Raw genomic sequence first — 23,624 nt, 5'->3', positions numbered from 1 at the left:
GGGAGATGTGCAGGACTGCTTGCAGGTACAGGGCGGGGCTGGCGGAACCGTTACGGGCGGGCAGGGACCGGGCGCAGGCTTGCACGATCAGGTCCTGGGTCACCGACGCCAACCGGCGGGTACTGGTCTCGATCTGCTGCATCAACTCCACGATGTCGGTGTCCGACACCGGAATCAACGACACAGCAGCGAGGGTGTCGACCGCAGCGACGAGTGCGGCTGCACTCGTCGCGATTGCGGTTTCTCCCCGTGATTCCATGCCTTTATTCTACTCCCGGTAAACCGACCCGGAAAGGCGAATTGTGTTGTGATATAACGCTATTCAGAATCTTCGGGATTTATCTTTTGTTCTTGTTCCGCTTCTTCTTATCCAGGCGTCTTTTGTCTGCTCTTGCTCGTCTAGAGCTTCGGGCCGAAGACGAGCAGGTTCCACAGCTCATCGGGGGAGTAGGTGCCGGTGACCGATATGCCTGCGGCGGTGAAAGAGGCTAGGGCTCTGGGCATGTGGTAGGCCGAGGTGATCAGGACGGCGTCTCGGGTGCCGATCGCTTCCATGACCTGGGCTGAGAATTCGGCGTTCTCGATGGTGGAGCGGGCGGCCGGCTCGAGGTGGATGCGCTGGGCGGGAAGGCCGTTGGCGATAAGCCAATCGGCCATGGCTCGGGCTTCGGTGACACCGGCCTGGGGGTTGCCGCCGGTGACGATGACCGGGGAGGCGGCGGATACGAAGGCTTCGACATAGCCGGCGCGCAGTCGGTCGATGAGTTCTGGGCGCATGCTGCCGTCGGGCAGTAGACCGAAACCGAGGATGACGATCGCGGTTTCGGGGCCGTGTGGGATCGGTGGGTCGGCGAGGGCGGCTGGTGCGCCGCCCAGGATGACGCCGAGTGCGAGTACAGCGGTCACGGCGGCTTTTCGGAAACGGGGGATAAGACGAGGAAATGGAAAGTCGCGCACGGGAACTCCAGAAGTTTCACGCGGAATGAGGCCGGAAGGAGAACCGGTGTGGTCGATGATTCGTCAGCGAAAAGCGCGCGTGCGGAATTCGTTCCCATATCCAGAAATATCACTGTGACGGCGGTGCGGATTTGTGACGCCGTTCCGGGCGAATCGCTTTGTCGCACTTCATGGATTGTGCGTATCGGTTTGGTGAGATCTCCGAAGCCCGGCGCAGTGCCTTCTAACCGCCTGTCGCCGTGCTTAGCGTAAGCGCGGATTCGGTGCCGAAACTCCCACACGGCAGCGGAACTCGAACGTACGTCGGGCTGCAGGAAGGCACGAAATGAAACGAAGTACCTGCCCAAGGGCAATACGAGCAGCGGTCATGACGGGGGTCTCGCTGCTGGCAGTCGGATTCGGCGGAACGAGCGCCGATGCCGCACCCGATGCGGCGCCGACCGAACAGCAGCTGGGTGACTACATCGCGGCAGGACTGAAACAACCGGGACCGGTCGCCGGCGTCGGCACCGGGTCGGCATGCACCTCCGGTAGTGGCGCGGGATCGGGCAACGGGTCCGGCGACTGCTTCGGCGGGTCCGGCTCCAGCTCCGGGCTGTCGGGCGGATACTCCTCCGACACACAGGGTTACGGGCCAACCATGACGTCATGGACGGCGGCGTTCGGGTACGGCCTGGCCAATCCCGATGCCTCACCGCCGGAAACCAACGACTGGAATTGCAAACCCAGCGCCGAACATCCGCGTCCGGTGGTGCTGGTGCACGGCACCTGGATGAACGCCTACAACGGTTTCGCGTATATGAGCAAGCCGATCACCGACGCCGGATTCTGCACCTTCACCTTCAATTACGGCCGATCCAATATCGCCCAGGGTGGCGGACTCGGGTCGGTGCTGCCGGGCATTATGGGCACCGGGTACATCCAGGATTCGGCAAAGCAGTTGGCCACCTTCGTGGATCGGGTGCTGGCGGCCACCGGTGCGCCGAAGGTCGATATCGTGGCGCACTCCCAGGGCGGCCCGATGGCCGGCTGGTACACCAAGTTCGAGGGCGGCGGCCCGAAGGTGCAGCACATGATCACCTACGGCGCCACCAATCACGGCACTTCGCTCGACGGCATCGGCGCATTGGGCCGGGCGGTCAACAACTTCGGGATCGATGTGCTCGGTTTCGTCGAGCTGTTCGTGGGCCATGCGGGGATTCAGCAGACCATCGGCTCGGATTTCGTGAACCAGCTCAATGCCAATGGTGACACCGTGCCCGGCATCGATTACACCGTCGTCGGTACCCGCTACGACGAGGTCACCAACCCTTACGATCTGACCTTCCTCAAGGCCGGTCCGGGTGCGCACGTCGATAACATCCTGCTGCAGGACGGCTGCGAACAAGACGTGTCCGATCACCTGACGATCATGTATTCACCACGCGCGCTGTCGATCGCGCTGCGGGCACTGGACCCGGCGCAACACCCGGATCTGCAGTGCACCTTCAACCCCTGGGTCATCGGGGGCGCCGGCTCGCTCTAGCCGATCACAAGCTGTACCGGCGCCGACGTCGTCCGACTCCCGATGTCGCCCGGTACTACCCCGCAGGTGCGCACCTGCTCAAGTGCGTCAGGACCCCGTTTCGGTGACACGTATCGGGGTCCACAGCCTGCGGGCGCGCCCACCGGGATCTGCCCTGAACCCGGTGGGCATGCGCCTGTCCGCCCTAACGCCGGCCGGTCTCGGACTCGATCCAGGTGCCCATCATCTGCGCGGTCATGGCGACAATCTCCTGGCGTTCGCGACTGCCGACCTCCAGCGCCGATGCGCGTAGTACCCCCGCGAAGCCGGTATTGACCAGAACGAATGTCATCACGTCGTATTGGTGATCGTTACCCGGACCGAGGATCTGAATCAACAGCACCTTCATCAGCAGATGCAGGCGTGTCTCGAACTCCGGGAGACCACTGTTGTAGAACTGCACTCCCGCAACCAGCGCGCGTACCAATTTCGCGTTGACGACCAGTTCTTCGGCGAATACCTCCAAGACCTCGGTGATCACCCGTGTTGTCGAAAGCGGCTGTTGCGGATTCGATTGCTGTGAAAGACCGGACAACCATTGTGTGAAGCGCCGCTCGAGCTGGTCGAGCAGTCGCGCGAGCAGTTCGTCCACCATCACGCTGCGATCGGAGAAATACCGATAGACCGTGCCGATGCTCACGTCGGCTTCCGCCGCGATCCGGTTCGTCGAGGTATCGGCGATTCCGCGCTCACCGAACAACCGCGCCGCGGTGTCCAGAATGTGTTCTCTGGTGGCCCTCGAACGCTCCTGGGTCGGACGACGACGCTGTCGTGCTTTCGGCGGCATCCCGGACTCCCTGTCGTATCGTGAGAATTGAGCTTTGCTCATCTTAGGCTGTCGAAGATCGCTAATAGGATGTAAGTTATTGCGCCACAGCAATTTATGGCCGACGTGGCACGGCACGGGCGCTGATCGCGGCGTGCGGCCGATGCGCGTGGGCCTGCGGAGGTGCGCAGATGGCCGATCGGGTGCCCAAGGGCCGACTGACACGCGGAAGTCAGCTGGGCCGGCTGGCCGCAGGGCAGGCCGTGCGCGGGGTCGGGACCCGATTGTCGATGATCGGAAAGCCCGAGGAAGCCCGCCGGATTCTCGCCGAACGATCGTCCCTGCAGGCCGCACAGCAATTGGTCACCGTGCTGGGCGGTATGAAGGGCGCCGCGATGAAACTGGGGCAGATGCTGTCGGTGCTCGACGTCGACCTGGTTCCGGAATCGCATCGGGAATTGTTCCGCAGCAAGCTCGCCGAACTACGCGATCGTGCACCCGTGGTTTCCTTCACCGCAATGCGGAAGGTCATCGAGGACGATCTCGGGCCCTTGTCGCGAGTCTTCGCCGAATTCGACGAGACGCCGATCGCTGCCGCCTCGATCGGCCAGGTCTATCGGGCGAGATTGCACGACGGGCGGGCGGTCGCGGTGAAGGTGAAGTACCCCCGGGTGGACGAGGCCGTGCAGGCGGACCTGCGCAATCTGGAATTCTTCAGCAAGCTCTGGAAGTCCGCGCTGCCCAGCGCGGCCGATGCCGGCGTACTGGACGAGATCGCCCGCAATATCAGTGGCGAACTCGATTACCCGTGCGAGGCTCGGACCCAGCATCGAGTGGCGTTGCGCTACCGCGGTCATCCCTTCATCGTCGTACCCGACAGCATCGAAGAGTATTGTGCGCCACACGTTCTCGTGACGGAATTTCTCGAGGCGGCGTCCTTCGACCGGATCCAGGCCCTGCCCGACGCCGATCGTGATCGGATCGGCGAGCTGATCTACCGCTTCTACATCTGCTCGCTGTTCACCGACTACGAGTTCTGTGGTGATCCGCATCCCGGTAATATTCTGCTGGATGCGAGCGGCCGCATCGGATTCGTGGATTTCGGGCTCTACAGCCGAATGGATCGGGAGCACGTTGATTTCGAGCGCACGGCATTGCGGGCGGCGGGTGAACACCGGGCTGTCGACCTGTACGAACAGTGGGTGGGGCGCCGCATCATCGATCCGGCCGCGGGCGTCACGCCACAGGAATGCCTCGAATACGTCTGGGCCGCAGCAGGTTGGCATCTGCTCGACGAGGAGATCACCATCACCCCCGAACTCGCCACCGGCGCGGTGATCCTCGCTGTCAACCCCAGATCCGTCGAATTCCGGGGTATGCGTAAGCAACTGCTGCCGCCCGAGCACGTCTTCTCGCGGCGGGCGGATCTGTTCACCTTCGCTGCGCTCGGTCAGTTGAGGACGACCGGCAATTGGCATCGGATCGCACGCGAGTGGCTCTACGACGAGCCTCCAACGACCGAAATCGGGCTGGCGACGGCAGAATGGCGGGCCGCGCACCACGCATGACGCGATGGTCCCGGATCACGTTCGAGCGCAGTCGATTATGTGAAGTATCCGAAGATTCTGGTCTAATCCGGAATTCGACGCCGCCGGCTCCTAGCCTGATCCCGTCATTGCCGGCTGAATTCGGATCACCGAGGAGCACGAATTGACCACTGCACCGACCGACGGCGACCTACTGCGCGAATTGAGTCCGGTCGCCGAACGACTCCTCGATGACCACCTGCAGACGGCAAAGGCCTGGAACCCGCACGACTATGTGCCCTGGGACGACGGGCGCAACTTTGCCGAACTCGGCGGAATCGACTGGGAGCCAGGACAATCGAACCTGTCCGAGCTCGCTCGAGTCGCCATGGTGACCAATCTGCTGACCGAGGACAATCTGCCCTCCTATCACCGCGAGATTGCCGAGAATCTCGGTGTGGACGGCGCCTGGGGTACCTGGGTGGGCCGTTGGACCGCCGAGGAGAACCGCCACGCTATCGTGCTGCGCGACTACCTGGTCGTCACTCGCGCGGTCGACCCGGTCGCCCTCGAACAAGCGCGCATGGCCCACATGACCGCGGGCATCGCCAGCCCGCAGCAGGGCCCGAAATTCCTGCACAGCCTCGCCTACGTGACACTGCAGGAACTCGCGACCCGAATCAGCCACCGCAATACCGGAACAGCCTGCGGCGAACCGATAGCCGAACGCATGCTCACCCGCATCGCCGCCGACGAGAACCTGCACATGATCTTCTACCGCGGAATCAGCTCCGCGGCACTGGATCTCACGCCCGACCGGATGCTTCGCGCCATCACCGACGTGGTGACCCAATTCCAAATGCCAGGTCTGACCCAGCCGAATTTCCGCCGCAATGCGGTCCTGCTGGCCAAACACGGCATCTACGACCTTCCCCAGCACCTAGATGCCGTCCTCCACCCAGTACTGCGCTCCTGGAACGTCTTCGACCGCACCGACCTTTCCGGCGAAGGCGAACGCGCCCGCGACGAACTCCACGCCTACCTCGAGCACCTGCAAACCAAGGCCGCCCGTTTCACCGAACAGCGCGATCGTGCCCTTGCCCGCGAATCCGCCCGAAGGCTCTCGCCCGCCGAATAGTCTCGCCCTCCTGCGCCATGGGCAAATAGCGGACGTCCAGCTGTATGGAGAAGGGCGGTTGAACCGAACGGGATGCGCAAAGTGCCGCCTGCTAGAGTCGCGAATGCCGGGCTCCCCGGCGCACCGCACATAGAGAACACCCTGTCAGTGATAAGTATCCTGAAAGAGGTTGATCATGGCGAAGGCGTATCTGGTAGGAAGCGGAATCGCATCACTTTCGGCGGCGGCATTCTTGATTCGTGACGGCGGATTCGCCGGTTCCGACATCGTCATTCTGGAAGAACAGGGTCGTGAGGGCGGCAGCCTGGACGCGGCGGGTTCTCCGGAGACCGGTTACACCATGCGTGGTGGCCGCATGTTCGAGATCCATTTCGACTGCACCTACAACCTGCTGCGCTCGATTCCCTCGCTGGACAACCCCGCCGTGTCGGTCACCGACGACACCTTCGCCTTCCACAAGGACTTCGCGTGGGACGATCACGCCCGGCTCATCGATGCCGCCGGCGAGCCGATCGACGCGCACTCGATGGGCTTCAGCGAGCGTGACCGGCTGGAGCTGGTCAAATGTGTCGCCACCCCCGAGCAGATGCTCGACGGCAAACGCATCACCGACTGTTTCAGCCCGGAATTCTTCACCACCAATTTCTGGTGGATGTGGTGCACGACCTTCGCATTCGAGCCCTGGCATTCGGCGATCGAATTCCGCCGCTACCTCAATCGTTTTGTGCACCTGTTCAAGACCTTCGACTCCATGTCCGGTATCTACCGGACCAAGTACAACCAGTTCGATTCGATCGTGCGGCCGATGCTGAAATGGCTCACCGACCAGGGTGTCACCATTCGCCTCGGCACCAGCGTCACCGATGTGCGCCTGGCCGGCGGTAAAGCACTCACCGCCGAGGCGCTCACCGTGACCAGCGGCGGAAAGACCGAGGAGATTCCGGTCGGCGCGCGCGACCTGGTCATGATCACCAACGGATCCATGACCGCGGACTCCACGCTGGGCTCCACCGACACCGCCGCGGTCTTGGACACCTCAGGTTCGTCCGGCGCCTGGAAGCTGTGGCGGACGCTGGCCGCGAAACGCCCCGGTCTCGGAAAGCCCGAGGTATTCGATACCTCGATCAAGGATTCCACCTGGGAATCGTTCACCGTGACCACCAAGGACCCGACCTTCTTCACCGAGATGCAGAAGTTCAGCGGCAGTGAAGCGGGCAAGGGCGGCCTGATCACGTTCAAGGACTCCAACTGGCTGATGACGGTCGTCCTGAACCACCAGCCGCACTTCCGGGAGCAGCCCTCGGACACCTTCGTCTGGTGGGGTTACGCCCTGTTCCCGGACAAGCCCGGTAACCACGTGAAAAAGCCCATGTCCGCCTGTACCGGCAGCGAGATCCTGCAGGAAGCCCTGTCACACTTGAAGATCGACAACCGTGACCAGATCCTGAAGAACTCGATCGTGATCCCGGCACTCATGCCGTACATCACCAGCCAGTTCCTGGTCCGCTCCCATGGTGACCGACCCGACGTGGTCCCGGCGGGTTCGACCAACCTCGCCTTCATCGGCCAGTACGCCGAAGTCCCCGACGACGTCGTCTTCACCGTCGAATACTCCGTGCGCACCGCCCAGGTCGCCGTAGCCACCCTGCTGGGCCTCGACACCGCCCCCCAGCCGGTCTACAAGGGCAGCCACAACCCGAAGGTCCTGATCGAAGCACTGGAAACCCTGCACCGCAGCGGCAACAAAGCCCCCGCCTCGGCCACCAGCTGAACCCATGCAGGGTGATGTGAAGTAACGCCGACCGGGCTCTGGTGGTGCGCTTTTCCGGCGTGTTGCCACCACCAGAGCCCGGTCGCTGCCGTTTCACCTGTAGGAGAACGGAATTCGGACGCCGGGCTTCCTGAGTTGTGTGCACCTGGGTGTCAGGCCGGGAGGAATCGGCGCGAGAAGGTGGTGGCGAGCCAGGGCTTGCGGCCCCAGGCGAGGACCTGGCCGGTGAGTGTGGGCTTCCATTGCCTGATGCGGCCGTAGTTGAGGAGCAGCGCTGTGACTGGGTCGGCGCTGATGTGGACGTCGATACGAGTGGCGATGTCCGGGTCGACTGTCAGCTGTCCGTCTTGGAACCGATAGACGTAGCGGGTGAACCCGCGGAGTCGGTATTCGTACGTGGCGGTGTGGTTGTCGGCTGGATTCGGGTCGACCCAGCCGGGGGTGACCTGGTTCAGGCCGTCCATGATCAAAGGAACGTGGGCCGGTTCGATCGGCCATGGGCGGCCGAGCGCGCGGGCGATATCGAAGCCGTGGACGACGAATTCGCCGAGCAGGGTGCCACGCGCGCGGTCGGCGCGAACGGTTTGGCCGCCGTCGAACATCATGGTTCTGGGTTCGCCGTTGAAGCTATCGATCGTGGTGATGAGCGATTCGGTGTCCGCGAGCAGTTTCGCCGACAACTCGTCAGGGTTACGGGTCGGCAGGGTGGCGATTTGTTCGGCGTTGAATGCCGGTAGGTCCGCGGCAAGGGCGGGCCAGGTTCCGCCGCCGAGGGCGAGTTCTCGATAGCGGGACGGCTCCGATGCGACATGACCGAGTACGTCGGTGATCGACCAGCCGGGTGTCGCGGGCACCCGCAGATTCGGATCGGGTGCGGTCGAAGCCAACTCCGCGAAGCGATGCGCCATCGTGTGCAGCGCGACGCCGAGTGTGTCGCCCATGATGATCCCCTGCTGAGAAGTGGTGTCGCACTGAACGATACAGCGTCAACCGAATGTGGCAGGTCAGAGTGTTCGATCGGAGCCGAGGTCAGCGATCGCAGTAGGGTGAATTGTTCACCTGCGGGGACGGGTGTCCGGCCGGACGAGAGAGCTGACTGCATATGAGCGACGGGCGACAAATTCTCACCCCGGGCGAGACCTGCTGGCAGATCGCACAGGCCGATCGGCTGGCGTGCATTGTCGATGCGGCCGACTATTTTCGCCATGCCAAGTCCGCGATGTTGCAGGCGCGCAAGCGCATCGTGCTGATCGGGTGGGACTTCGATACCCGGATCAAGTTCGAACCGCAGGACAAGACGCTCGAAGGGCCCGATCGGCTGGGCAAATTCCTGTCTTGGCTGCCGAAGGAGCGACCGGATCTCGAGATCTACCTGCTGAAGTGGAATATCGGCGCATTCGCGGCGATCGGCCGGGGCATGACACCGATCTTCGTCGTCAACTGGATGACCGATCGGCGGTTGCACTTCGAAATGGATGCCGCGCACCCGATCGGCTCGGCACATCATCAGAAGATCGTGGTGATCGACGACGCGCTCGCGTTCTGCGGCGGCATCGACATGACCGTCGACCGCTGGGACACCAGCGACCACCGGGACGACAATCACTACCGAACCGAGCCGACCGGCAACCGATACGGACCGTGGCACGATGCGACCACCGCCGTCGACGGCGAGGCGGCGAAGGCGATCGGCGAATTGGCCCGGGCCAGATGGAAAGCGGCCACGGGAGAGCAATTGCACGCGGTCGACGAGATCGCCGGGGACATACCGTGGCCCGAAGGCCTCACGCCGACAATGCGTTCCGTAGCTGTGGGCATCGCGCGGACCTCGCCCGAGCTTGCCGACCGCGCCGAAGTCCGGGAGATCGAGGCGCTGTATCTGGCGGCGATCGCGGGCGCCACCCGATCGCTGTACATCGAGAGCCAATACCTGGCCTCGCGCAACCTCGCCGAGGCGATCGCCGCACGGCTGCGCGAGCCGAACGGTCCGGAGATCGTGCTGGTGCTGCCGCGTCACGCCGACGGCTGGCTCGAGCAACAGGCGATGGACGGGGCCCGTCGCCGCCTACTGCATCTGTTGTGGAAGGCCGACACCGAAAACCGGCTCGGCGTCTACTATCCCGTCACCGCGGCCGGTGCGCCGATCTACGTGCACGCCAAGGTGCTGGTGATGGACGATCGGCTACTGCGGGTGGGATCGTCGAATCTGAACAACCGTTCCATGGGATTCGACACCGAATGTGATCTGGCCGTGGAGGTCACCCCCGCCACCGCGAACGGTGACCTGCTGCGGGAAACCATCCTAGGTATCCGGCGTCAGCTGATCTGCGAACATCTCGGCGCCGAACCCGCGAAGTTCGACGCCACCCTCGCCGAGACGTCGTCGCTCCTGCGCACCGTCGAGGCGCTGCGCGGCAGTGGCCGGACCCTGGTGCGTTTCGAGCCCGAGACCGTCGAGGACGAGGACAGCCCGCTGGCAGAGAACGACCTGATGGATCCCGAGCGCACCCCACCGAGCCTGTGGGACAGCACATTACTGAGCTGGGGTCTCCGTCGGCTGAAAGCCACGGGGGTATCGCGCTGACGACCGGTTTGCGGCCGCGCGCGGTTTCTCCTCACCCAGCGGTTGGACCGTGAACATGGACGGCGTGGCCGTAGCCGCCTTCGGGTTGCCGAGCCAGAAGTGGACCGACCTCGCGAGTCGCCGCGACGACCGGCTCGGAACGGGTCGTCGCGTCGTGTGCATCCTTATCGATCCACAGCTGTGTCAGCCAAATCGTGTCCGGGTCGTCGAAGGCTGCGTTGATGCTGTAGCCGAGCAGCCCGCTGTCCTCGCCACCGGCGCGTAATCCCTTCAGGAGCAAGGCAATCAGCTCATCCCGCCGACCAGGCAGCGCAGTCATCCGTCCGAAGACACTGAACATATTGTCGCTGGACACGTTTCGTCCTTTCGCGTGATCCATCCGCGTCCGAGGCTACTCCGCGGTGCCATGCTCGCGGTCCTGTGCTGAAGGGGAGCGACTCCCTGTCAGTTGCCGCGGGGTGGACGGTGACTGGACCTGTGCCGCGGCACGCTCGATGAATGTGTCGAGGAGGACCTTGGCCTGATCGCCCCGTTCCTCCCGTTGTTCCCGATCGTCCGCACGCGAGATCGACCGAGTCATCTCGATGATTTCGCGGCCGAGATCCCGCAATCGGACGTCATCTGTCAGCAGGGTGATGCGAAGCAGCGCGCTTCGGGCCACCGTCCGCTTGGAGTGCGCTGCCGCCAGTATCGCCGCGCGCGCAGCGGCGTCGATGTTCTCCCGGAGCTGGAACCACCGGTCGTACTCCGTACCGCGGTACTCGATCGCGGCATCCGCAAATGCGTTGTACGCGTTGAGTCGATCCTGCCTGAGTCGTTCGGCAAACGCTTGTGAGGTCGCCCTTTCGGCGGTCGATCGCTGAAAGAAGAAGGTCACCCAAGCGCCGAGAAGCGTTCCAGCGACGGCGATCAGGGCAGGAAGGAGAGTGCTCACATCGAGATCCTAGGGAACTCGTTGCCGGTCGGCAGCGCCGTCGACATCGTCGCTGTAGGCCGCGGCCGGGCGGCAGGTCAGTGGCTCGCGGGCTCGGGAATGACTGAGGCTTTGTGGTTGTTTTCCCCGGAATTCGAAGTTTGGTTGTCGAACCGGAAGGAAATGTGCCTCATGTCACAAGGAGCGGTCGGGGACCCTTCGATCCATCTCGATGAGTTGTTCACCGAGTTTCATGCGGGATCGTTGCGGCTGCGGAACAGGTTCGCGATGGCTCCGATGACGAGAATGCAGTCGCCGGGCGGTATTCCGAATGCGGAGAATGTCGAGTATTACCGTGCTCATGCCGCCGGTGGTGCGGGCCTGATCATTACCGAGGGCACCTATGTCCGGGGTCCGGCGGCCGGTCCGGCTGCGGCGGTGCCGCGGTTCTACGACGACGACAGTGCTGCCGGGTGGCGGGCGGTGGTCGAGGCGGTGCATGCCGAAGGCGCCGCGATCGTGCCGCAGCTCTGGCATACCGGTGTAACGCGGGGGGAGAGCTCCGAGTTCGAGCCGGAGGTTCCCTCGGTGAGTCCGTCCGGTGTGGATCACACCGGGCAGCCGGTGGGACAGGCGTTGACCTCCGGTGATCTGGATACGCTCGTCGGCTCGTATGTGGAGTCGGCTGTCCTGGCGAAGCAGCTGGGTTTCGACGGCATCGAACTGCACGGGGCGCATGGGTACCTGCTCGATGAGTTCTTTTGGGCCGCAACCAATCATCGCCAGGACGAATACGGTGGAACGTTGCGCCGGCGCGCCGCTTTCCCCGCTCGCCTGGTAGCGGCAGTCCGGGAGGCCGTCGGTCCCGATTTCACGATCATCTTCCGCTATTCGCAGTGGAAGGGCACCGATTACAACGCCCGGATCGCCGAAACTCCCGGCGAACTCGAAGAGTTGCTGACACCGCTGGTCGAAGCCGGTGTCGATATCTTCCACACCTCGCAGCGGCGGCATTGGCTGCCCGAGTTCACCGAGCACGCAGACGATCTGAGCCTGGCGGGCTGGACCAAGAAGATCACCGGACTGCCGGTGATCACCGTCGGTTCTGTCGGGGTGGACAGCGTCTTCCGTGGCGATCGAATCGACGAGACCCAGGCCCAGCGCTTCCGTGTGCTGCACGAGCAATTCGAACGTGGCGAGTTCGACATCGTCGCAGTGGGGCGAGCATTGCTGGCCGACCCGGAATGGGTGAACAAGGTGCACGACGGCCGACTTTCAGACATCACGCCTTTCAGATAAGTCTGGCATCGAGCGCCGGGAAGTCGTGTGCGAACACTCTTTCCCTCGCCGGGGAGGCATGCGAAGCTCACTTCGTGAATCCCGATAAGCCCCCGCTCGTCCTGCTGCACGGCATCACCATGTCCGCGAAGGCGTGGCAGGACGTAGCCCCTTTGCTCGCAGCTCACCACAATGTGGTCGCGCTGACGGCACTCGGGCATCGCGGCGGCGTACCGGCGACCCGGCGCCCGGCCACGGTCAGCGATCTGATCGATGACGCGGAACGGACGCTCGACGACCTCGGATTCGAGCGAGCTCACCTCGCGGGGAACTCGCTGGGCGGCTGGATGGCTGTCGAACTCGCCCGGCGAGGCCGCGCACAGAGTGTGTGCGCGCTCTCGCCGGCGGGTTTCTGGGAGGCGGGCGCGGCCGGCCAGACCGCGGGTGTGAAAAAACTGCGCCGGATGATCACCCTCACCCGGCTGACACCCCGCCTGCAACCTCTCGCAATGCGCTCACCGATCGTCCGGCGGCTGGCGCTGCGCGATATTGCCGTCCGAGGCGAGCGTCTCTTGCCGGCACAGGCACTCGAGGCCGCACGGGACCTGCTCGGGTGTGTGGTCGCCGATGACCTGCTCGGCACCCACGAGCAGATAGCGCCGATGGACCCGCTGCCCTGCCCGATAACGCTCGCCTGGTCGGCCCTGGACGCCATCCTCCCCGTGGACGTCAACGGCCGGATCGCCCGCGAACGAATACCGCAGGCCCGCTTCGAGATCCTGCCCGGCGTCGGGCATGTGCCGATGATCGACAATCCGGCGCTTGTCGCCCAGACGATTCTCGCGAGCACAGGAGCGATTCCGCTGCGGTGATACGGTAGCCAACCGGAATGTCCGCTGATCGACAGGCAGTGAGTAGGTTGGTGTCCGAATCCGTTGCGGCCGAGCGCGAGCCCGGCAGAGTCGCGCCGCGGACCCGGCGGGGAGAGCGGACACGCACCGCGCTGATTGCGGCGGCCCGGGAAGTGTTCGAACGCGACGGATACCTGGACGCGCGCATCGCGGACATTTCGAAGACCGCGGGTATGGCGTCCGGGTCGTTCTATACCTATTTCGACAATAAGGAAGAAGTCTTCGCCGCACTCGTCGAGCAGGTGCAGGAGGAGATGCTGCATCCGCATGTGCGTGCGCGCAGCGGGATCACCGATGTGCGGGCGCTCATCGAGGCCGCAAATCGCGATTATCTGCTGTCCTACAAGCGCAATGCCCGCTTGATGGCTCTCTTCGAGCAGGTCGCGCACGTCGATGACAACTTCCGGCGCATGCGTGTCGAGCGCGGCCGGGCCTTCGTGCAACGCAATGCGCGTCTGATCCGTGAGCTTCAGGAATCCGGTCAGGCCGCCGCCGACCTCGACCCCATGATCACCGCGCACGCGCTGTCGTCGATGGTGAGCCGCATGGCCTACACGGTTTTCGTGCAGAACCAGCGCATCTCGTTCGAGAAGCTGGTGACCACACTGACCCAGCTGTGGATCAACGGGCTGCAACTGAAACCCGAGTTATCCTCGATCTCGGAAGCCGACCCGGAAATCGGGCTCGGCTGACCGGTGGCAATGGTGCCGCCGGCGAGGAGAGGTCGTTCATGGTCGCGTTTCTGCCAGCGTTTACCCAGGTGCTCGAACTGCCCCGTGGGTTCGGCAGGGTCATCCCGCCGGAATTCGAGGACGGGAACGGGCATATGAACGTGATGCACTACTACGGGCTGCACGGTGAAGGCCTGTGGCAGACACACCGTGACCTCGGATACCGCTCGCACACGGGCAAGTTCGGGTCGTTCGCGAAGGAACAGCACGTCAAGTTTCTGCGTGAAGTGCTTGTCGGGCACGAGGTTTCGGTGCACATCGGTCACATCGGGCGGACCGCCAAGGTGCTGCACGGAGTGTCGTACCTGCTCAACCTGACAACGAGTGAGGTCGCGAACTCGTTCGAATTCCTGGCCGTGAACATCGATTTGGCAACGCGTCGCCCGGCGCCGTTCCCGGAGGACGTCGCCGAACTGCTCGACGGGCGCATCGCGGCGGCCGCGGCATGCGGGATCGGCCCGGAATACGGTGTGCTGGAATTGCGAACGGCTCCGGCGGTCTGATCAGCCGATCTCGCGGGCGAAGTCGATGAGGGCGGCATTGACCGCTGTCGGCCGCTGCTGCTGAATCCAATGGCCCGCGCCCTCGAGGATGACGGAGCCACGCAGATCCGTCAGCACCGCAGGCATTTTCGCGAGGGGAGTGAAGCGGATGACGGGGTCGGTGGAACCGGCGATGAACAGCGACGGTTGCGAGATCTTCACATCGGCGAGGTGGGCGGTCCGCTCCCAGCTACGGTCGAGATTGCGATAGTAGTTGAGGCCGCCGGTGAATCCGGTCGCGGTGAAAGTCTGGACGTAGTAGTCGAATTCGGCGGGGGTGAGCCATTCGGGCAGCGGTGGCTCGGGCTTTTCGGTGTCGAGGAAGGTGTGCGAGCTGAGCACCTCGTCCTGGAGCAGGGTGCGGCGGACGTTCGACGCGAGGACGGGGTCGGCGACTCCCGGCTCCTGGAACCAGCACATGTAGAAGTCGTCGCCGAGGCGGGAACGCAGGATGGGGACCGGCGGCGCGGCGGAGCGCGGAGTGGCCGGAACGCTCAGACCGGCGACCGCGCGTACCCGGTCCGGATAGGCGCGGGCCAGCTGCCAGACCACCGATGCGCCCCAGTCGTGCCCGACGAAGATCGCATCCTCGAGCCCGTTGGCGTCCAGCAGTCCGATGAGATCCGCGCACACCGTCAGCAGGTCGTAGTCCTCGACGCGCTCGGGCCGGGAGCTGCCGCCGTAGCCGCGCATATCCGGGGTCAGGGTGCGAAAACCCGCGTCGGCGAGCGCGAAAACCTGATGCCGCCAGGAGAATCCGAGTTCGGGAAACCCGTGGCAGAACACTACCGGAGGGCCGTCACCGTGCTCGACGACCCGCAGTTCGATGCCATTGGTCGCCACCTGACGGCTGCCCAGCCGCTGCCAGTCCTCGAGCAGATCTCGTGCGGTCACGTTGTCCTCCACCTCGCATGCTGCCCTGCCGGTCCCGGGGTGGGACACACGGTATGCAAAAGTGACGCCCAGTTCAACTATGGGACGAAAAGATATGTGCTGCAATGTGTTCAGTGTTGCTATGCGTGAAGGTCCAAGATCCGGGCCTTGAAATGCAGTCATAGGGGCGAGTAGACAGGCGAGATTATCGACTCGAATCCGGCGTTGGACTCGAGTCTCCGACTCGGAAGGAGATGCTGTGCAGGTCGCGGGAAAGATTGCGGTGGTCACCGGTGGCGGTGGGGGAATAGGCGGTGCGCTCGCGGCACGGCTGGTGCGCGACGGGGCGAGGGTCGTGGTCGCCGACCTGGATGCCGAAGCCGCCGCGGGAGTTGTTGCGGCGATCGGCGAGGACCATCCCGGTGCGGCAGTCGCGATGGGAGCCGACGTATCGGACGCCGCGCAGATCGAGGCGCTGATCGCTCGCGCCGAGTCGGAATTCGGCCCGGTCGACCTGTATTTCGCCAATGCCGGCGTCGCCGGGCCCGTCGGGCTCGGTGACGACGACAAGGACTGGGTGACCACCATTGATGTCAACCTCCAGGCGCATGTCCGCGCGGCGCGCCTGCTCGTCCCGGGCTGGCTCGACCGCGGCGAAGGCTATTTCATCAGCACCGCGTCCGCGGCCGGGCTGCTCACGCAGATCGGTTCGGCCGCATACTCCGTCACCAAGCACGCGGCCGTCGGATTCGCGGAGTGGCTGTCGGTGACCTACGGCGACCGCGGCATCCGGGTCAGCTGCCTGTGCCCCATGGGCGTCGAGACCAAGCTGCTGCGCGCGGGCGAGAACTCCGGCGATGCGATCGGCGAGGCCGCGACCCGCGCGGTGACCTCGGCGGGCGCGGTGCTGACCCCGGAGGCGGTTGCCGAGGTGGTCATGGCCGCACTCGACGACGAGCGGTTCCTCATCCTGCCGCACCCGGAGGTTCTCGACATGTACCGGCACAAGGGCGCCGACTACGACCGCTGGCTGTCCGGGATGCGGCGGTATCAGCGTCAGCTGCTGAATGACGTCGCCGAGTCCTGAGAATCTGAATCCGGATTCGGTATTCCGGCTGTCATGCCTGGTGGGGCCGTCGCATCAACGCTAATGTGTTGCGAGTCACAGTAGAGTTGGAAACAGGTTCTCTTGACCTGCGCGGCCCGCGTCACGCATGGTGGCCATGGGTTAATAAGCGCTTAGTAAGTTGCCACCGAGCGGGTCGGCTCGACGATGCGCGACGGGTGCGGGGCGGCCCGGCCCGGATCGCCCGAACTCCGAAAGGACCACTCTGTGAACAGATTCGAAGGAAAGACGGCGATCGTCACCGGCGCCAGCCGGGGCATCGGGCTGGGTATCGCCCAGCGCCTGGTGGACGAGGGCGCGAAGGTCGTGATCACCGCGCGCAAGAAGGAGGCGCTCGACGAAGCGGTCGCGACCCTCGGCGGTCCCACCCGCGCGCTGGCCGTCGCCGGTCGGGCCGATGACACCGCGCATCAGGCGGAGACCATCGAGCGTGCGATCGCGACCTTCGGCAGTGCTGATCTGCTGGTCAACAACACCGGCATCAACCCGGTCTTCGGCCCGATGGTCGAACTGGACCTGGACGCGGCCCGCAAGATCGTCGAAGTGAACTGCCTGGCCGCGCTGTCCTGGGTGCAGCAGATCTACAAGGCGTGGATGAACGAGCACGGCGGTGCGGTCGTGAACATCTCGTCGGTCGCGGGCACCAAACCGGCTCCCGGCATCGGGTTCTACGGTTCCAGCAAGGCGATGCTGATCCACATCACCCAGGAGCTCGCGGTCGAACTCGGACCGAGCATTCGGGTCAATGCCGTCGCGCCGGCCGTGGTCAAGACCAAGTTCGCCTCCGCGCTCTACGAGGGGCACGAAGACGAGGTCGCCGCGAACTATCCGCTCAAGCGGCTGGGCGTACCCGAGGACATCGGCGGCGTGGTGGCATTCCTGCTCTCCGACGACGCGAGCTGGATGACCGGGCAGCTGGTGATCGTCGACGGTGGCGTCACGCTCACCGGCGGCGTCTGACCTGACCCGAATACCGGCCCCCTGACCACCATTCCGAGGAGTAGACGCATATGAGCAATCAGCCACAGCGAATCGCGATCATCACCGGCGCGGCACGCGGCATCGGTGCGGCCGTCGCACGCCGGCTGTCCACCGACGGGATGGCCGTCGCCGTACTCGATCTCGACGAAACCGCTTGCGGCGCAGTAGTCGACGAGATCGAGAAGGCCGGCGGCCGGGCGCTCGCCGTCGGTGCGGACGTATCCGATGAGGCGGCCGTCGACCGGGCTGTGGATCGGGTGGCCGCCGAACTGGGCGCACCGACCGTTCTGGTCAATAACGCGGGCGTGCTGCGCGACAATCTGCTTTTCAAGATGTCCGTCGACGACTGGGACACCGTCATGAACGTGCACCTGCGGGGTTCGTTCCTGATGTCGCGCGCGGTGCAGCGGCACATGATCGAGCAGAAGTGGGGACGGATCGTCAGTCTCTCCAGCACTTCCGCGCTCGGTAATCGAGGCCAGGTCAATTACTCCGCGGCCAAGGCCGGTCTGCAGGGTTTCACCAAGACCCTGGCGCTGGAGCTGGGCAAGTTCGGCGTCACCGCGAACTCCGTCGCTCCGGGTTTCATCGAGACCGAGATGACCGCGGGCACCGCCGCCCGGATGGGCGTTCCGTTCGACGACTTCAAAAAGGCTGTGATAACGACGATTCCGGTCGCACGCGCCGGGCAGCCCGAGGATATCGCGCACACCATTTCGTTCCTCGTCAGCGAGGGCGCCGGGTTCGTCTCCGGCCAAGTGATCTACGTGGCCGGCGGCCCGAAGAACTGAATAGGGAAGGACCCGAAACGATGAAGACATTCGATGGCCTGGGCGAGTTGGAGAAGGCAGTCGGCACCCATCTCGGCTACAGCGGGTGGCACACCATCACCCAGGAGCAGATCGATCGTTTCGCGGAAGCGACCGGGGATCGGCAGTGGATCCACGTCGATCCGGTGCGGGCCGCGACCGGACCGTTCGGCACGACGGTGGCCCACGGGTTCCTCACCCTGTCCCTGCTGCCGATGCTGGCCGGTGAAATCTACACGGTCGAGGGGTTGTCGATGGGAATCAACTACGGCGCCAACAAGGTTCGGTTTCCCTCGCCGGTTCCGGTCGGATCCCGGCTGCGCGCGGGCATCGAGTTGATCGCGCTCACCCCGGCGACCATGGGATACCAGGCGGTCAGCAAGGTCACCGTCGAGATCGAGGGCGTGAGCAAACCGGCCTGCGTGGCCGAGAGCGTTGCGGTCCTGGTGCCCTGATGAGTGACACACAAGATCCCGGCGAGCTGCCGGGCCTCGATCTGGATCGGCTCGTCGAGTGGTTGGCCGTCCATCGGCCGGACCTCGCGAAGGGGCAGTTGAGCGGCCACCTGATCGCCGGTGGCAAATCCAATCTGACCTATGAAATCACCGATGGTGCAACATCGTTCGTGCTACGTCGGCCGCCGCTCGGTCACGTGCTGGCCACCGCGCACGACATGTCCCGGGAACACCGGGTGATCAGCGCCCTCACCGGCACCGACGTTCCGGTGCCAGACACCTACGCGCTGTGCACGGACGCGGAAATCATCGGTGCGCCTTTCTATTTGATGGAACTTGTCGTCGGGACGCCGTACCGCACAGCGGCCGAGCTCGAGGCGCTGGGTCCGGTGCGGACAGCTACGGTGTCAGCCGATCTGATCGACACGCTCGCCGCCCTGCACTCCGTCGACCCGATTGCGGTCGGGCTCGGGGACTTCGGGCGACCGGAGGGCTTCCTGGAACGCCAGGTGCGGCGCTGGAAGAAACAACTCGACGCCTCCTACTCCCGGGACCTGCCCGCCGCCATCGAACTGCACGGATTGCTCGCCGAACAGCAACCGCCGCAGTCGGCGACACGGATCGTCCACGGCGACTACCGCCTCGACAATATTCTCGTCGATGCGCGGGATCAGGTTGCGGCCGTGCTCGATTGGGAGATGGCCACCCTCGGTGACCCGCTCACCGATATCGGTCTGCTGCTCGTCTACCAGCGGATGGGCGCGCGCCGGATACCCGGCGTGACCGATGTGGCCGCGGCGCCGGGATTCCTGACCGAATCCGAGATGCTCGACCGGTATGCCCGGGTCGCCGGGCTCGACCTGACGCACATCGGGTTCTATGTCGCGCTGGCATCGTTCAAGCTCGCGGTGATCGCCGAGGGCATCTATTACCGCTACATCCACGGCCAGACCGTGGGTTCCGGTTTCGACAATGTGGGGGACATGGTGGACCCGCTGCTGCGTGCCGGAATTGCCGCCCTCGAGGAGAACGACAGATGACGAATCCCGAAGCGGTACGGGAGGATCTGCGCCGCCGCGTGGCCGCCCTGCTCGCCGAGAACGATCCGGCCACCACCGATCCGGTGACTTTCCACCGCGCCCGCTTCGATGCGGGCCTGGCCTGGGTGTACTACCCGGAGGGAGTCGGCGGGCTGGGGGTCGACCGGGAACTGCAACCCTTTGTCGACGCCCTGTTCGAGCAGGCCGGGGCGCCGGGCAATAATCCCGAGCTCAATGGCATCGGGCTCGGCATGGCCGCGCCGACCATCCTCGCCTATGGCACACCCGAACAACGGTTGCGCTATCTGCGGCCGCTGTGGGCGGGGGAGGAGATCTGGTGCCAGCTGTTCAGCGAACCAGGCGCCGGATCCGATCTGGCCGCGGTGAGCACCCGCGCGGTGCGCGACGGCGACGAGTGGATTGTCAACGGGCAGAAGGTCTGGACCTCGGTCGCGCACAAGGCGCAGCGGGCGATTCTGGTGGCCCGCACCGATCCGAATCGCTCGAAGCATGCGGGGCTGTCCTACTTCGTCTGCGATATGACCGATCCGGGCGTGGATGTCCGGCCCCTGCGCCAGATCACCGGTGAAGCCGAATTCAACGAGGTCTTCCTCACCGATGTGCGCATCCCCGATGCGAACCGCCTCGGTCAGGAGGGCGAAGGCTGGCGGGTGGCCAATACGACCCTCAACAATGAGCGCGTATCCATCGGCGGGCGTCCGGTACCCCGCGAGAGCGGGTTGCTGGGTGCGGTGACCCGGACCTGGCGCAATAACGCCGACAAGCACACCCCGGAACTGCACGACCGGCTGCTGCGGCTGTGGGTGGATGCCGAGGCCGCGCGGCTGGCAGGCACGCGGCTGCGCCAGCGGGTCGCGGGCGGTCAGCCGGGGCCGGAGACCTCGGCACTGAAGCTCTCGTTCGCGCGAATCAATCAGCAGCTCAGCGGATTCGAAGTGGAGCTGCTCGGCGAGGACGGGCTGCGCTACGACGACTGGACCATGGTGCGTCCCGATCGCGTCGACTTCGCGGGCCGGGAAGCGGGCTACCGCTACCTGCGCGCGAAAGGCAATTCGATCGAGGGAGGAACCTCCGAGATCATGCGCAATATCGTCGCCGAACGGGTGCTGGGGCTGCCGTCCGAGGCACGCGGGGACAAGGACATCGCCTGGAAGGACCTCATCCGATGAGCGAGGACATCCTACTGCTCGACACCGATGTCGAGACGGCGCTGCGCGCGGCGGTGCGGAGCCTGCTGAACGAACGGTGCGAGCCCGCGGCCGTACTGGCGGCCTACGCGGGGGACCGGTCGCTGACGCGCGCGCTGTGGAAACCGATCACCATCGAGCTAGGTCTGGCAGGGTTGCTGATCCCCGAAAACCGTGGCGGCGCAGGCGGTTCTGCCCGCGAGGCCGCGGTGGTACTGGAGGAACTGGGTCGGTTCGCCGCTCCGGTGCCATTCCTGACCAGCAGCGTGATCGCCGCGACCATACTGCTGGCGGGCGACTCCGAACTTGTCGGCCAACTCGCCACCGGTGAATGCACTGCGGCTCTACTCGCGCCGTTCTCAGCGGCAACGGTCGAACAGATCCCGACTCTGACAAAGGATGCGGATGGCCGGTTGTCCGGCCGGGTCACCAGCGTGGCGGGGGCGCTCGAAGCGGATGTGCTGCTCGCGGCGGTGCAGACGCCGACGGGCACCGAAGTACATGCCCTCGCGACTTCCGCTGTCACCGCCGCTCCGGTGGTCTCCCTCGATATGACTCGGCCTCTCGCCGATATCACCGTCGATTCCGTTCCCGGCCGGGTGGTCGTGGGGGCGGGAGCCGGATTGCCCGCACTGCGCGGGGGTTTGGCGATAGGTGCGGCCCTGCTGGCTTCCGAACAGGCCGGAGTCGCGGCCTGGTGCCTGGACACGACCGTGGCGTACGTGAAGGTGCGGCGGCAGTTCGGGCGTGTGGTCGGCGGGTTCCAGGCGCTCAAGCATCGGCTCGCCGATCTGTATGTCGAGCTCGAATCCGCCCGTGCGACAGCTCGATACGCCGCGGGTGCGATCGCGGCGGGTGATCCGGATGCGGCGATCGCCACCGCCGTCGCCGCGGCGTACTGCGGGGACATCGCGGTGCATGCCGCCGAGGAAGCCGTTCAGCTGCACGGCGGAATCGGCATGACCTGGGAGTATCCGGTGCACCTGTACCTGAAGCGGGCCAAGGCCGATCAGATCGGGCTGGGCAGTCCCGCCTACCACCGGTCCGTGCTGGCCGGGTTGATCGATCTGCCGCTCGGCCGGCGGAGTGACGACCAATGACGCCATATCGCATGTGCCGCACCACAAACGACGATCAGGAGTAGAGATGTTCGAGCTCTCGGACAAGGCCCTCCGATACCGGGACGATCTGCTCGCCTTCATGGACGAGCACGTCTATCCCGCGGAATCGATCTACGAAGCGCAGATGGTGGAGTCCGGCGACCCGCACTTCCAGCCGCCGATCGTCGAGGAACTCAAGACCGAGGCCAGGAAGCGCGGGCTGTGGAATCTGTTCCACCCGCATCCGGAGTGGGGTCCGGGCCTGACCAATTCCGAATACGCTCCGCTGGCCGAAATCATGGGCCGCAGTGCGCATCTGGCGCCGGAAGTCACCAACTGCAGCGCTCCCGACACCGGGAATATGGAGGTGCTGACGCTGTTCGGTACCGAGGAGCACAAGCGGGAGTGGCTGGCGCCGCTGCTCGCCGGCGATATTCGGTCCGCCTTCGCGATGACCGAACCCGCGGTCGCGAGTTCCGATGCCACCAATATCCAGTTGCGCATGGACCGCGACGGGGACGACTACGTGCTCAACGGCCGTAAATGGTGGACTTCCAATGCGCTGCATCGCAATTGCAAGGTGCTCATCGTGATGGGCAAGACCGACCTCGACGCGCCGGTGTATCGGCAGCAGAGCATGATGGTGGTCCCGCTGGACGCGCCCGGCGTCACCGTCGTGCGCGGCCTGCCGGTCTTCGGCTACCAGGATCGAGAAGGTCACGCGGAGGTCGTGTTCGAGAATGTCCGGGTGCCGCGCACCGCGCTGCTGGCCGCCGAGGGCGACGGATTCATGATCAGCCAGGCACGGCTGGGCCCCGGCCGTATCCATCACTGCATGCGGATCGTCGGCATGGCCGAGCGGGCGCTGGACCTGATGATCGATCGGGCGCAGTCGCGCACCACCTTCGGTGAGCCGGTGGCCAACCGGGCCAATATTCAAGACTGGATCGCGGAGTCCCGCATCGAGATCGAGATGGTCCGGCTGCTGACCTTGAAGGCCGCGTATCTCATGGACACCGTCGGAAACAAGAACGCGCGCACCGAGATCGCCGCCATCAAGGTCGCGGCGCCGGAGATGGCGCTGAAGGTGATCGACCGGGCCATCCAGGTGCACGGTGGCGGCGGTGTGTCCGACGACTTCCCGCTGGCCAGCATGTACGCGCACGCACGGACGCTGCGACTGGCCGACGGACCGGACGAGGTGCACAAGCGGACCATCGCGCATAGGGAACTGCGCCGCCGGGATCCCTCCTGGGGCCGGAAAGCCTGAGGCACGGACATGAATTCGACCCGTTCGAGAAGGAGTGGCGAATGACGAAGACCCAGCAGGTACGCCTGGCCGAACGGCCGA

23 protein-coding genes and 1 pseudogene are annotated in these 23,624 nt (G+C 64.8%); 17 read left to right on the top strand and 7 right to left on the bottom strand.

What is annotated here, in order from left to right:
- Together JWN03_RS43335 and JWN03_RS43330 are read right to left on the bottom strand one after the other, a co-directional pair.
- A pseudogene (locus JWN03_RS43335) lies at positions 1 to 259 on the bottom strand (HNH endonuclease); the annotation flags it as partial.
- Positions 260 to 399: 140 nt separating this feature from the next.
- Complete coding sequence (locus JWN03_RS43330; RefSeq protein WP_297628448.1) at positions 400 to 906, bottom strand: YdcF family protein; 507 nt, start codon at positions 904 to 906, stop codon at positions 400 to 402.
- Between the two features lie 418 nt (positions 907 to 1,324).
- On the opposite strand from JWN03_RS43330, the gene JWN03_RS43325 reads away from it, so the two are divergent.
- On the top strand, positions 1,325 to 2,482 hold the full coding sequence (locus JWN03_RS43325; RefSeq protein WP_297628446.1) for an esterase/lipase family protein: 1,158 nt from the start codon (positions 1,325 to 1,327) through the stop codon (positions 2,480 to 2,482).
- A gap of 184 nt (positions 2,483 to 2,666) precedes the next feature.
- Here JWN03_RS43325 and JWN03_RS43320 read toward each other — a convergent pair whose 3' ends face one another.
- On the bottom strand, positions 2,667 to 3,308 hold the full coding sequence (locus JWN03_RS43320) for a TetR/AcrR family transcriptional regulator (protein ID WP_297628444.1): 642 nt from the start codon (positions 3,306 to 3,308) through the stop codon (positions 2,667 to 2,669).
- A gap of 170 nt (positions 3,309 to 3,478) precedes the next feature.
- Here JWN03_RS43320 and JWN03_RS43315 point away from each other — a divergent pair, with 170 nt between their 5' ends.
- The 3 genes from JWN03_RS43315 to JWN03_RS43305 all read left to right on the top strand — a co-directional run bounded on the left by JWN03_RS43315 (position 3,479) and on the right by JWN03_RS43305 (position 7,722).
- Positions 3,479 to 4,855: an ABC1 kinase family protein gene (locus tag JWN03_RS43315; RefSeq protein ID WP_297628442.1), complete on the top strand. Its 1,377-nt coding sequence runs from the start codon at positions 3,479 to 3,481 to the stop codon at positions 4,853 to 4,855.
- Positions 4,856 to 4,997: 142 nt separating this feature from the next.
- Positions 4,998 to 5,951 (top strand): acyl-ACP desaturase, encoded by a 954-nt coding sequence (locus JWN03_RS43310; RefSeq protein ID WP_297628440.1) that lies wholly within the window; start codon positions 4,998 to 5,000, stop codon positions 5,949 to 5,951.
- Between the two features lie 175 nt (positions 5,952 to 6,126).
- Positions 6,127 to 7,722, top strand: a complete 1,596-nt coding sequence (locus tag JWN03_RS43305; RefSeq protein ID WP_297628438.1) for an oleate hydratase — start codon at positions 6,127 to 6,129, stop codon at positions 7,720 to 7,722.
- 152 nt (positions 7,723 to 7,874) lie between these two features.
- On the opposite strand, the gene JWN03_RS43300 is transcribed toward JWN03_RS43305, so the two are convergent.
- Positions 7,875 to 8,663, bottom strand: coding sequence for a maleylpyruvate isomerase family mycothiol-dependent enzyme (locus JWN03_RS43300; RefSeq protein WP_297628436.1), 789 nt, complete (start codon positions 8,661 to 8,663; stop codon positions 7,875 to 7,877).
- Positions 8,664 to 8,824: 161 nt separating this feature from the next.
- Between JWN03_RS43300 and JWN03_RS43295 the strand changes: the two genes are divergently transcribed.
- Positions 8,825 to 10,306 (top strand): phospholipase D-like domain-containing protein, encoded by a 1,482-nt coding sequence (locus tag JWN03_RS43295; RefSeq protein ID WP_297628434.1) that lies wholly within the window; start codon positions 8,825 to 8,827, stop codon positions 10,304 to 10,306.
- Positions 10,307 to 10,337: 31 nt separating this feature from the next.
- On the opposite strand, the gene JWN03_RS43290 is transcribed toward JWN03_RS43295, so the two are convergent.
- Positions 10,338 to 10,661, bottom strand: coding sequence for a putative quinol monooxygenase (locus tag JWN03_RS43290; RefSeq protein WP_297628432.1), 324 nt, complete (start codon positions 10,659 to 10,661; stop codon positions 10,338 to 10,340).
- A gap of 36 nt (positions 10,662 to 10,697) precedes the next feature.
- Positions 10,698 to 11,240: a hypothetical protein gene (locus JWN03_RS43285; protein ID WP_297628430.1), complete on the bottom strand. Its 543-nt coding sequence runs from the start codon at positions 11,238 to 11,240 to the stop codon at positions 10,698 to 10,700.
- A 171-nt stretch (positions 11,241 to 11,411) separates the two neighbouring features.
- Between JWN03_RS43285 and JWN03_RS43280 the strand changes: the two genes are divergently transcribed.
- The 4 genes from JWN03_RS43280 to JWN03_RS43265 all read left to right on the top strand — a co-directional run bounded on the left by JWN03_RS43280 (position 11,412) and on the right by JWN03_RS43265 (position 14,642).
- Positions 11,412 to 12,518: an NADH:flavin oxidoreductase gene (locus JWN03_RS43280; RefSeq protein WP_297628429.1), complete on the top strand. Its 1,107-nt coding sequence runs from the start codon at positions 11,412 to 11,414 to the stop codon at positions 12,516 to 12,518.
- Positions 12,519 to 12,592: 74 nt separating this feature from the next.
- Positions 12,593 to 13,369 carry an alpha/beta fold hydrolase gene (locus tag JWN03_RS43275; RefSeq protein WP_297628427.1) on the top strand — a complete coding sequence of 259 codons (777 nt, stop codon included), beginning with the start codon at positions 12,593 to 12,595 and terminating at the stop codon, positions 13,367 to 13,369.
- Positions 13,370 to 13,419: 50 nt separating this feature from the next.
- The gene (locus JWN03_RS43270) at positions 13,420 to 14,100 is read left to right on the top strand and encodes a TetR/AcrR family transcriptional regulator (protein WP_297628425.1); all 681 of its coding nucleotides are present in this window, start codon (positions 13,420 to 13,422) and stop codon (positions 14,098 to 14,100) included.
- A 38-nt stretch (positions 14,101 to 14,138) separates the two neighbouring features.
- Positions 14,139 to 14,642, top strand: coding sequence for a thioesterase family protein (locus tag JWN03_RS43265; RefSeq protein ID WP_297628423.1), 504 nt, complete (start codon positions 14,139 to 14,141; stop codon positions 14,640 to 14,642).
- Here the strand turns inward: JWN03_RS43265 and JWN03_RS43260 are convergent, their stop codons facing one another.
- On the bottom strand, positions 14,643 to 15,575 hold the full coding sequence (locus tag JWN03_RS43260; protein ID WP_297628421.1) for an alpha/beta fold hydrolase: 933 nt from the start codon (positions 15,573 to 15,575) through the stop codon (positions 14,643 to 14,645).
- Positions 15,576 to 15,813: 238 nt separating this feature from the next.
- Between JWN03_RS43260 and JWN03_RS43255 the strand changes: the two genes are divergently transcribed.
- The 8 genes from JWN03_RS43255 (at position 15,814) to JWN03_RS43220 (ending at position 23,543) form a co-directional block, all read left to right on the top strand.
- A complete protein-coding gene (locus JWN03_RS43255) occupies positions 15,814 to 16,641 on the top strand; it encodes an SDR family oxidoreductase (RefSeq protein WP_297628419.1) in 828 nt (275 codons plus the stop codon).
- A 246-nt stretch (positions 16,642 to 16,887) separates the two neighbouring features.
- The gene (locus JWN03_RS43250) at positions 16,888 to 17,640 is read left to right on the top strand and encodes an SDR family oxidoreductase (RefSeq protein ID WP_297628417.1); all 753 of its coding nucleotides are present in this window, start codon (positions 16,888 to 16,890) and stop codon (positions 17,638 to 17,640) included.
- A 50-nt stretch (positions 17,641 to 17,690) separates the two neighbouring features.
- Complete coding sequence (fabG, locus tag JWN03_RS43245) at positions 17,691 to 18,452, top strand: 3-oxoacyl-ACP reductase FabG (protein ID WP_297628415.1); 762 nt, start codon at positions 17,691 to 17,693, stop codon at positions 18,450 to 18,452.
- A 20-nt stretch (positions 18,453 to 18,472) separates the two neighbouring features.
- Positions 18,473 to 18,925, top strand: a complete 453-nt coding sequence (locus JWN03_RS43240) for a MaoC family dehydratase (protein WP_297628413.1) — start codon at positions 18,473 to 18,475, stop codon at positions 18,923 to 18,925.
- Positions 18,925 to 19,965, top strand: a complete 1,041-nt coding sequence (locus JWN03_RS43235) for a phosphotransferase family protein (RefSeq protein ID WP_297628411.1) — start codon at positions 18,925 to 18,927, stop codon at positions 19,963 to 19,965. Before JWN03_RS43240 ends, JWN03_RS43235 begins: the two co-directional genes overlap by 1 nt.
- The gene (locus JWN03_RS43230) at positions 19,962 to 21,155 is read left to right on the top strand and encodes an acyl-CoA dehydrogenase family protein (protein WP_297628410.1); all 1,194 of its coding nucleotides are present in this window, start codon (positions 19,962 to 19,964) and stop codon (positions 21,153 to 21,155) included. Before JWN03_RS43235 ends, JWN03_RS43230 begins: the two co-directional genes overlap by 4 nt.
- Positions 21,152 to 22,273 carry an acyl-CoA dehydrogenase family protein gene (locus JWN03_RS43225; RefSeq protein WP_297628409.1) on the top strand — a complete coding sequence of 374 codons (1,122 nt, stop codon included), beginning with the start codon at positions 21,152 to 21,154 and terminating at the stop codon, positions 22,271 to 22,273. Before JWN03_RS43230 ends, JWN03_RS43225 begins: the two co-directional genes overlap by 4 nt.
- A gap of 46 nt (positions 22,274 to 22,319) precedes the next feature.
- A complete protein-coding gene (locus JWN03_RS43220) occupies positions 22,320 to 23,543 on the top strand; it encodes an acyl-CoA dehydrogenase family protein (RefSeq protein WP_297628408.1) in 1,224 nt (407 codons plus the stop codon).
- The last annotated feature ends 81 nt before the right edge of the window (positions 23,544 to 23,624 follow it).

Origin of the sequence: Nocardia sp. (genome assembly GCF_025465275.1) — a bacterium.
GTDB lineage: Bacteria > Actinomycetota > Actinomycetes > Mycobacteriales > Mycobacteriaceae > Nocardia.
Note: the sequence above shows the minus strand (reverse complement) of the source record. Positions and strands in the feature narration are given on the sequence as shown.

Excerpts from the sequence above, each read along its gene's own strand:
- JWN03_RS43325 (WP_297628446.1), top strand. The coding sequence starts at position 1,325 with ATGACGGGGGTCTCGCTGCTGGCAGTCGGATTCGGCGGAACGAGCGCC.
- JWN03_RS43320 (WP_297628444.1), bottom strand. The coding sequence starts at position 3,308 with ATGCCGCCGAAAGCACGACAGCGTCGTCGTCCGACCCAGGAGCGTTCG.
- JWN03_RS43315 (WP_297628442.1), top strand. The coding sequence starts at position 3,479 with ATGGCCGATCGGGTGCCCAAGGGCCGACTGACACGCGGAAGTCAGCTG.
- JWN03_RS43305 (WP_297628438.1), top strand. The coding sequence starts at position 6,127 with ATGGCGAAGGCGTATCTGGTAGGAAGCGGAATCGCATCACTTTCGGCG.
- JWN03_RS43300 (WP_297628436.1), bottom strand. The coding sequence starts at position 8,663 with ATGGGCGACACACTCGGCGTCGCGCTGCACACGATGGCGCATCGCTTC.
- JWN03_RS43295 (WP_297628434.1), top strand. The coding sequence starts at position 8,825 with ATGAGCGACGGGCGACAAATTCTCACCCCGGGCGAGACCTGCTGGCAG.
- JWN03_RS43280 (WP_297628429.1), top strand. The coding sequence starts at position 11,412 with ATGTCACAAGGAGCGGTCGGGGACCCTTCGATCCATCTCGATGAGTTG.
- JWN03_RS43265 (WP_297628423.1), top strand. The coding sequence starts at position 14,139 with ATGGTCGCGTTTCTGCCAGCGTTTACCCAGGTGCTCGAACTGCCCCGT.
- fabG (WP_297628415.1), top strand. The coding sequence starts at position 17,691 with ATGAGCAATCAGCCACAGCGAATCGCGATCATCACCGGCGCGGCACGC.
- JWN03_RS43240 (WP_297628413.1), top strand. The coding sequence starts at position 18,473 with ATGAAGACATTCGATGGCCTGGGCGAGTTGGAGAAGGCAGTCGGCACC.
- JWN03_RS43235 (WP_297628411.1), top strand. The coding sequence starts at position 18,925 with ATGAGTGACACACAAGATCCCGGCGAGCTGCCGGGCCTCGATCTGGAT.
- JWN03_RS43230 (WP_297628410.1), top strand. The coding sequence starts at position 19,962 with ATGACGAATCCCGAAGCGGTACGGGAGGATCTGCGCCGCCGCGTGGCC.
- JWN03_RS43225 (WP_297628409.1), top strand. The coding sequence starts at position 21,152 with ATGAGCGAGGACATCCTACTGCTCGACACCGATGTCGAGACGGCGCTG.
- JWN03_RS43220 (WP_297628408.1), top strand. The coding sequence starts at position 22,320 with ATGTTCGAGCTCTCGGACAAGGCCCTCCGATACCGGGACGATCTGCTC.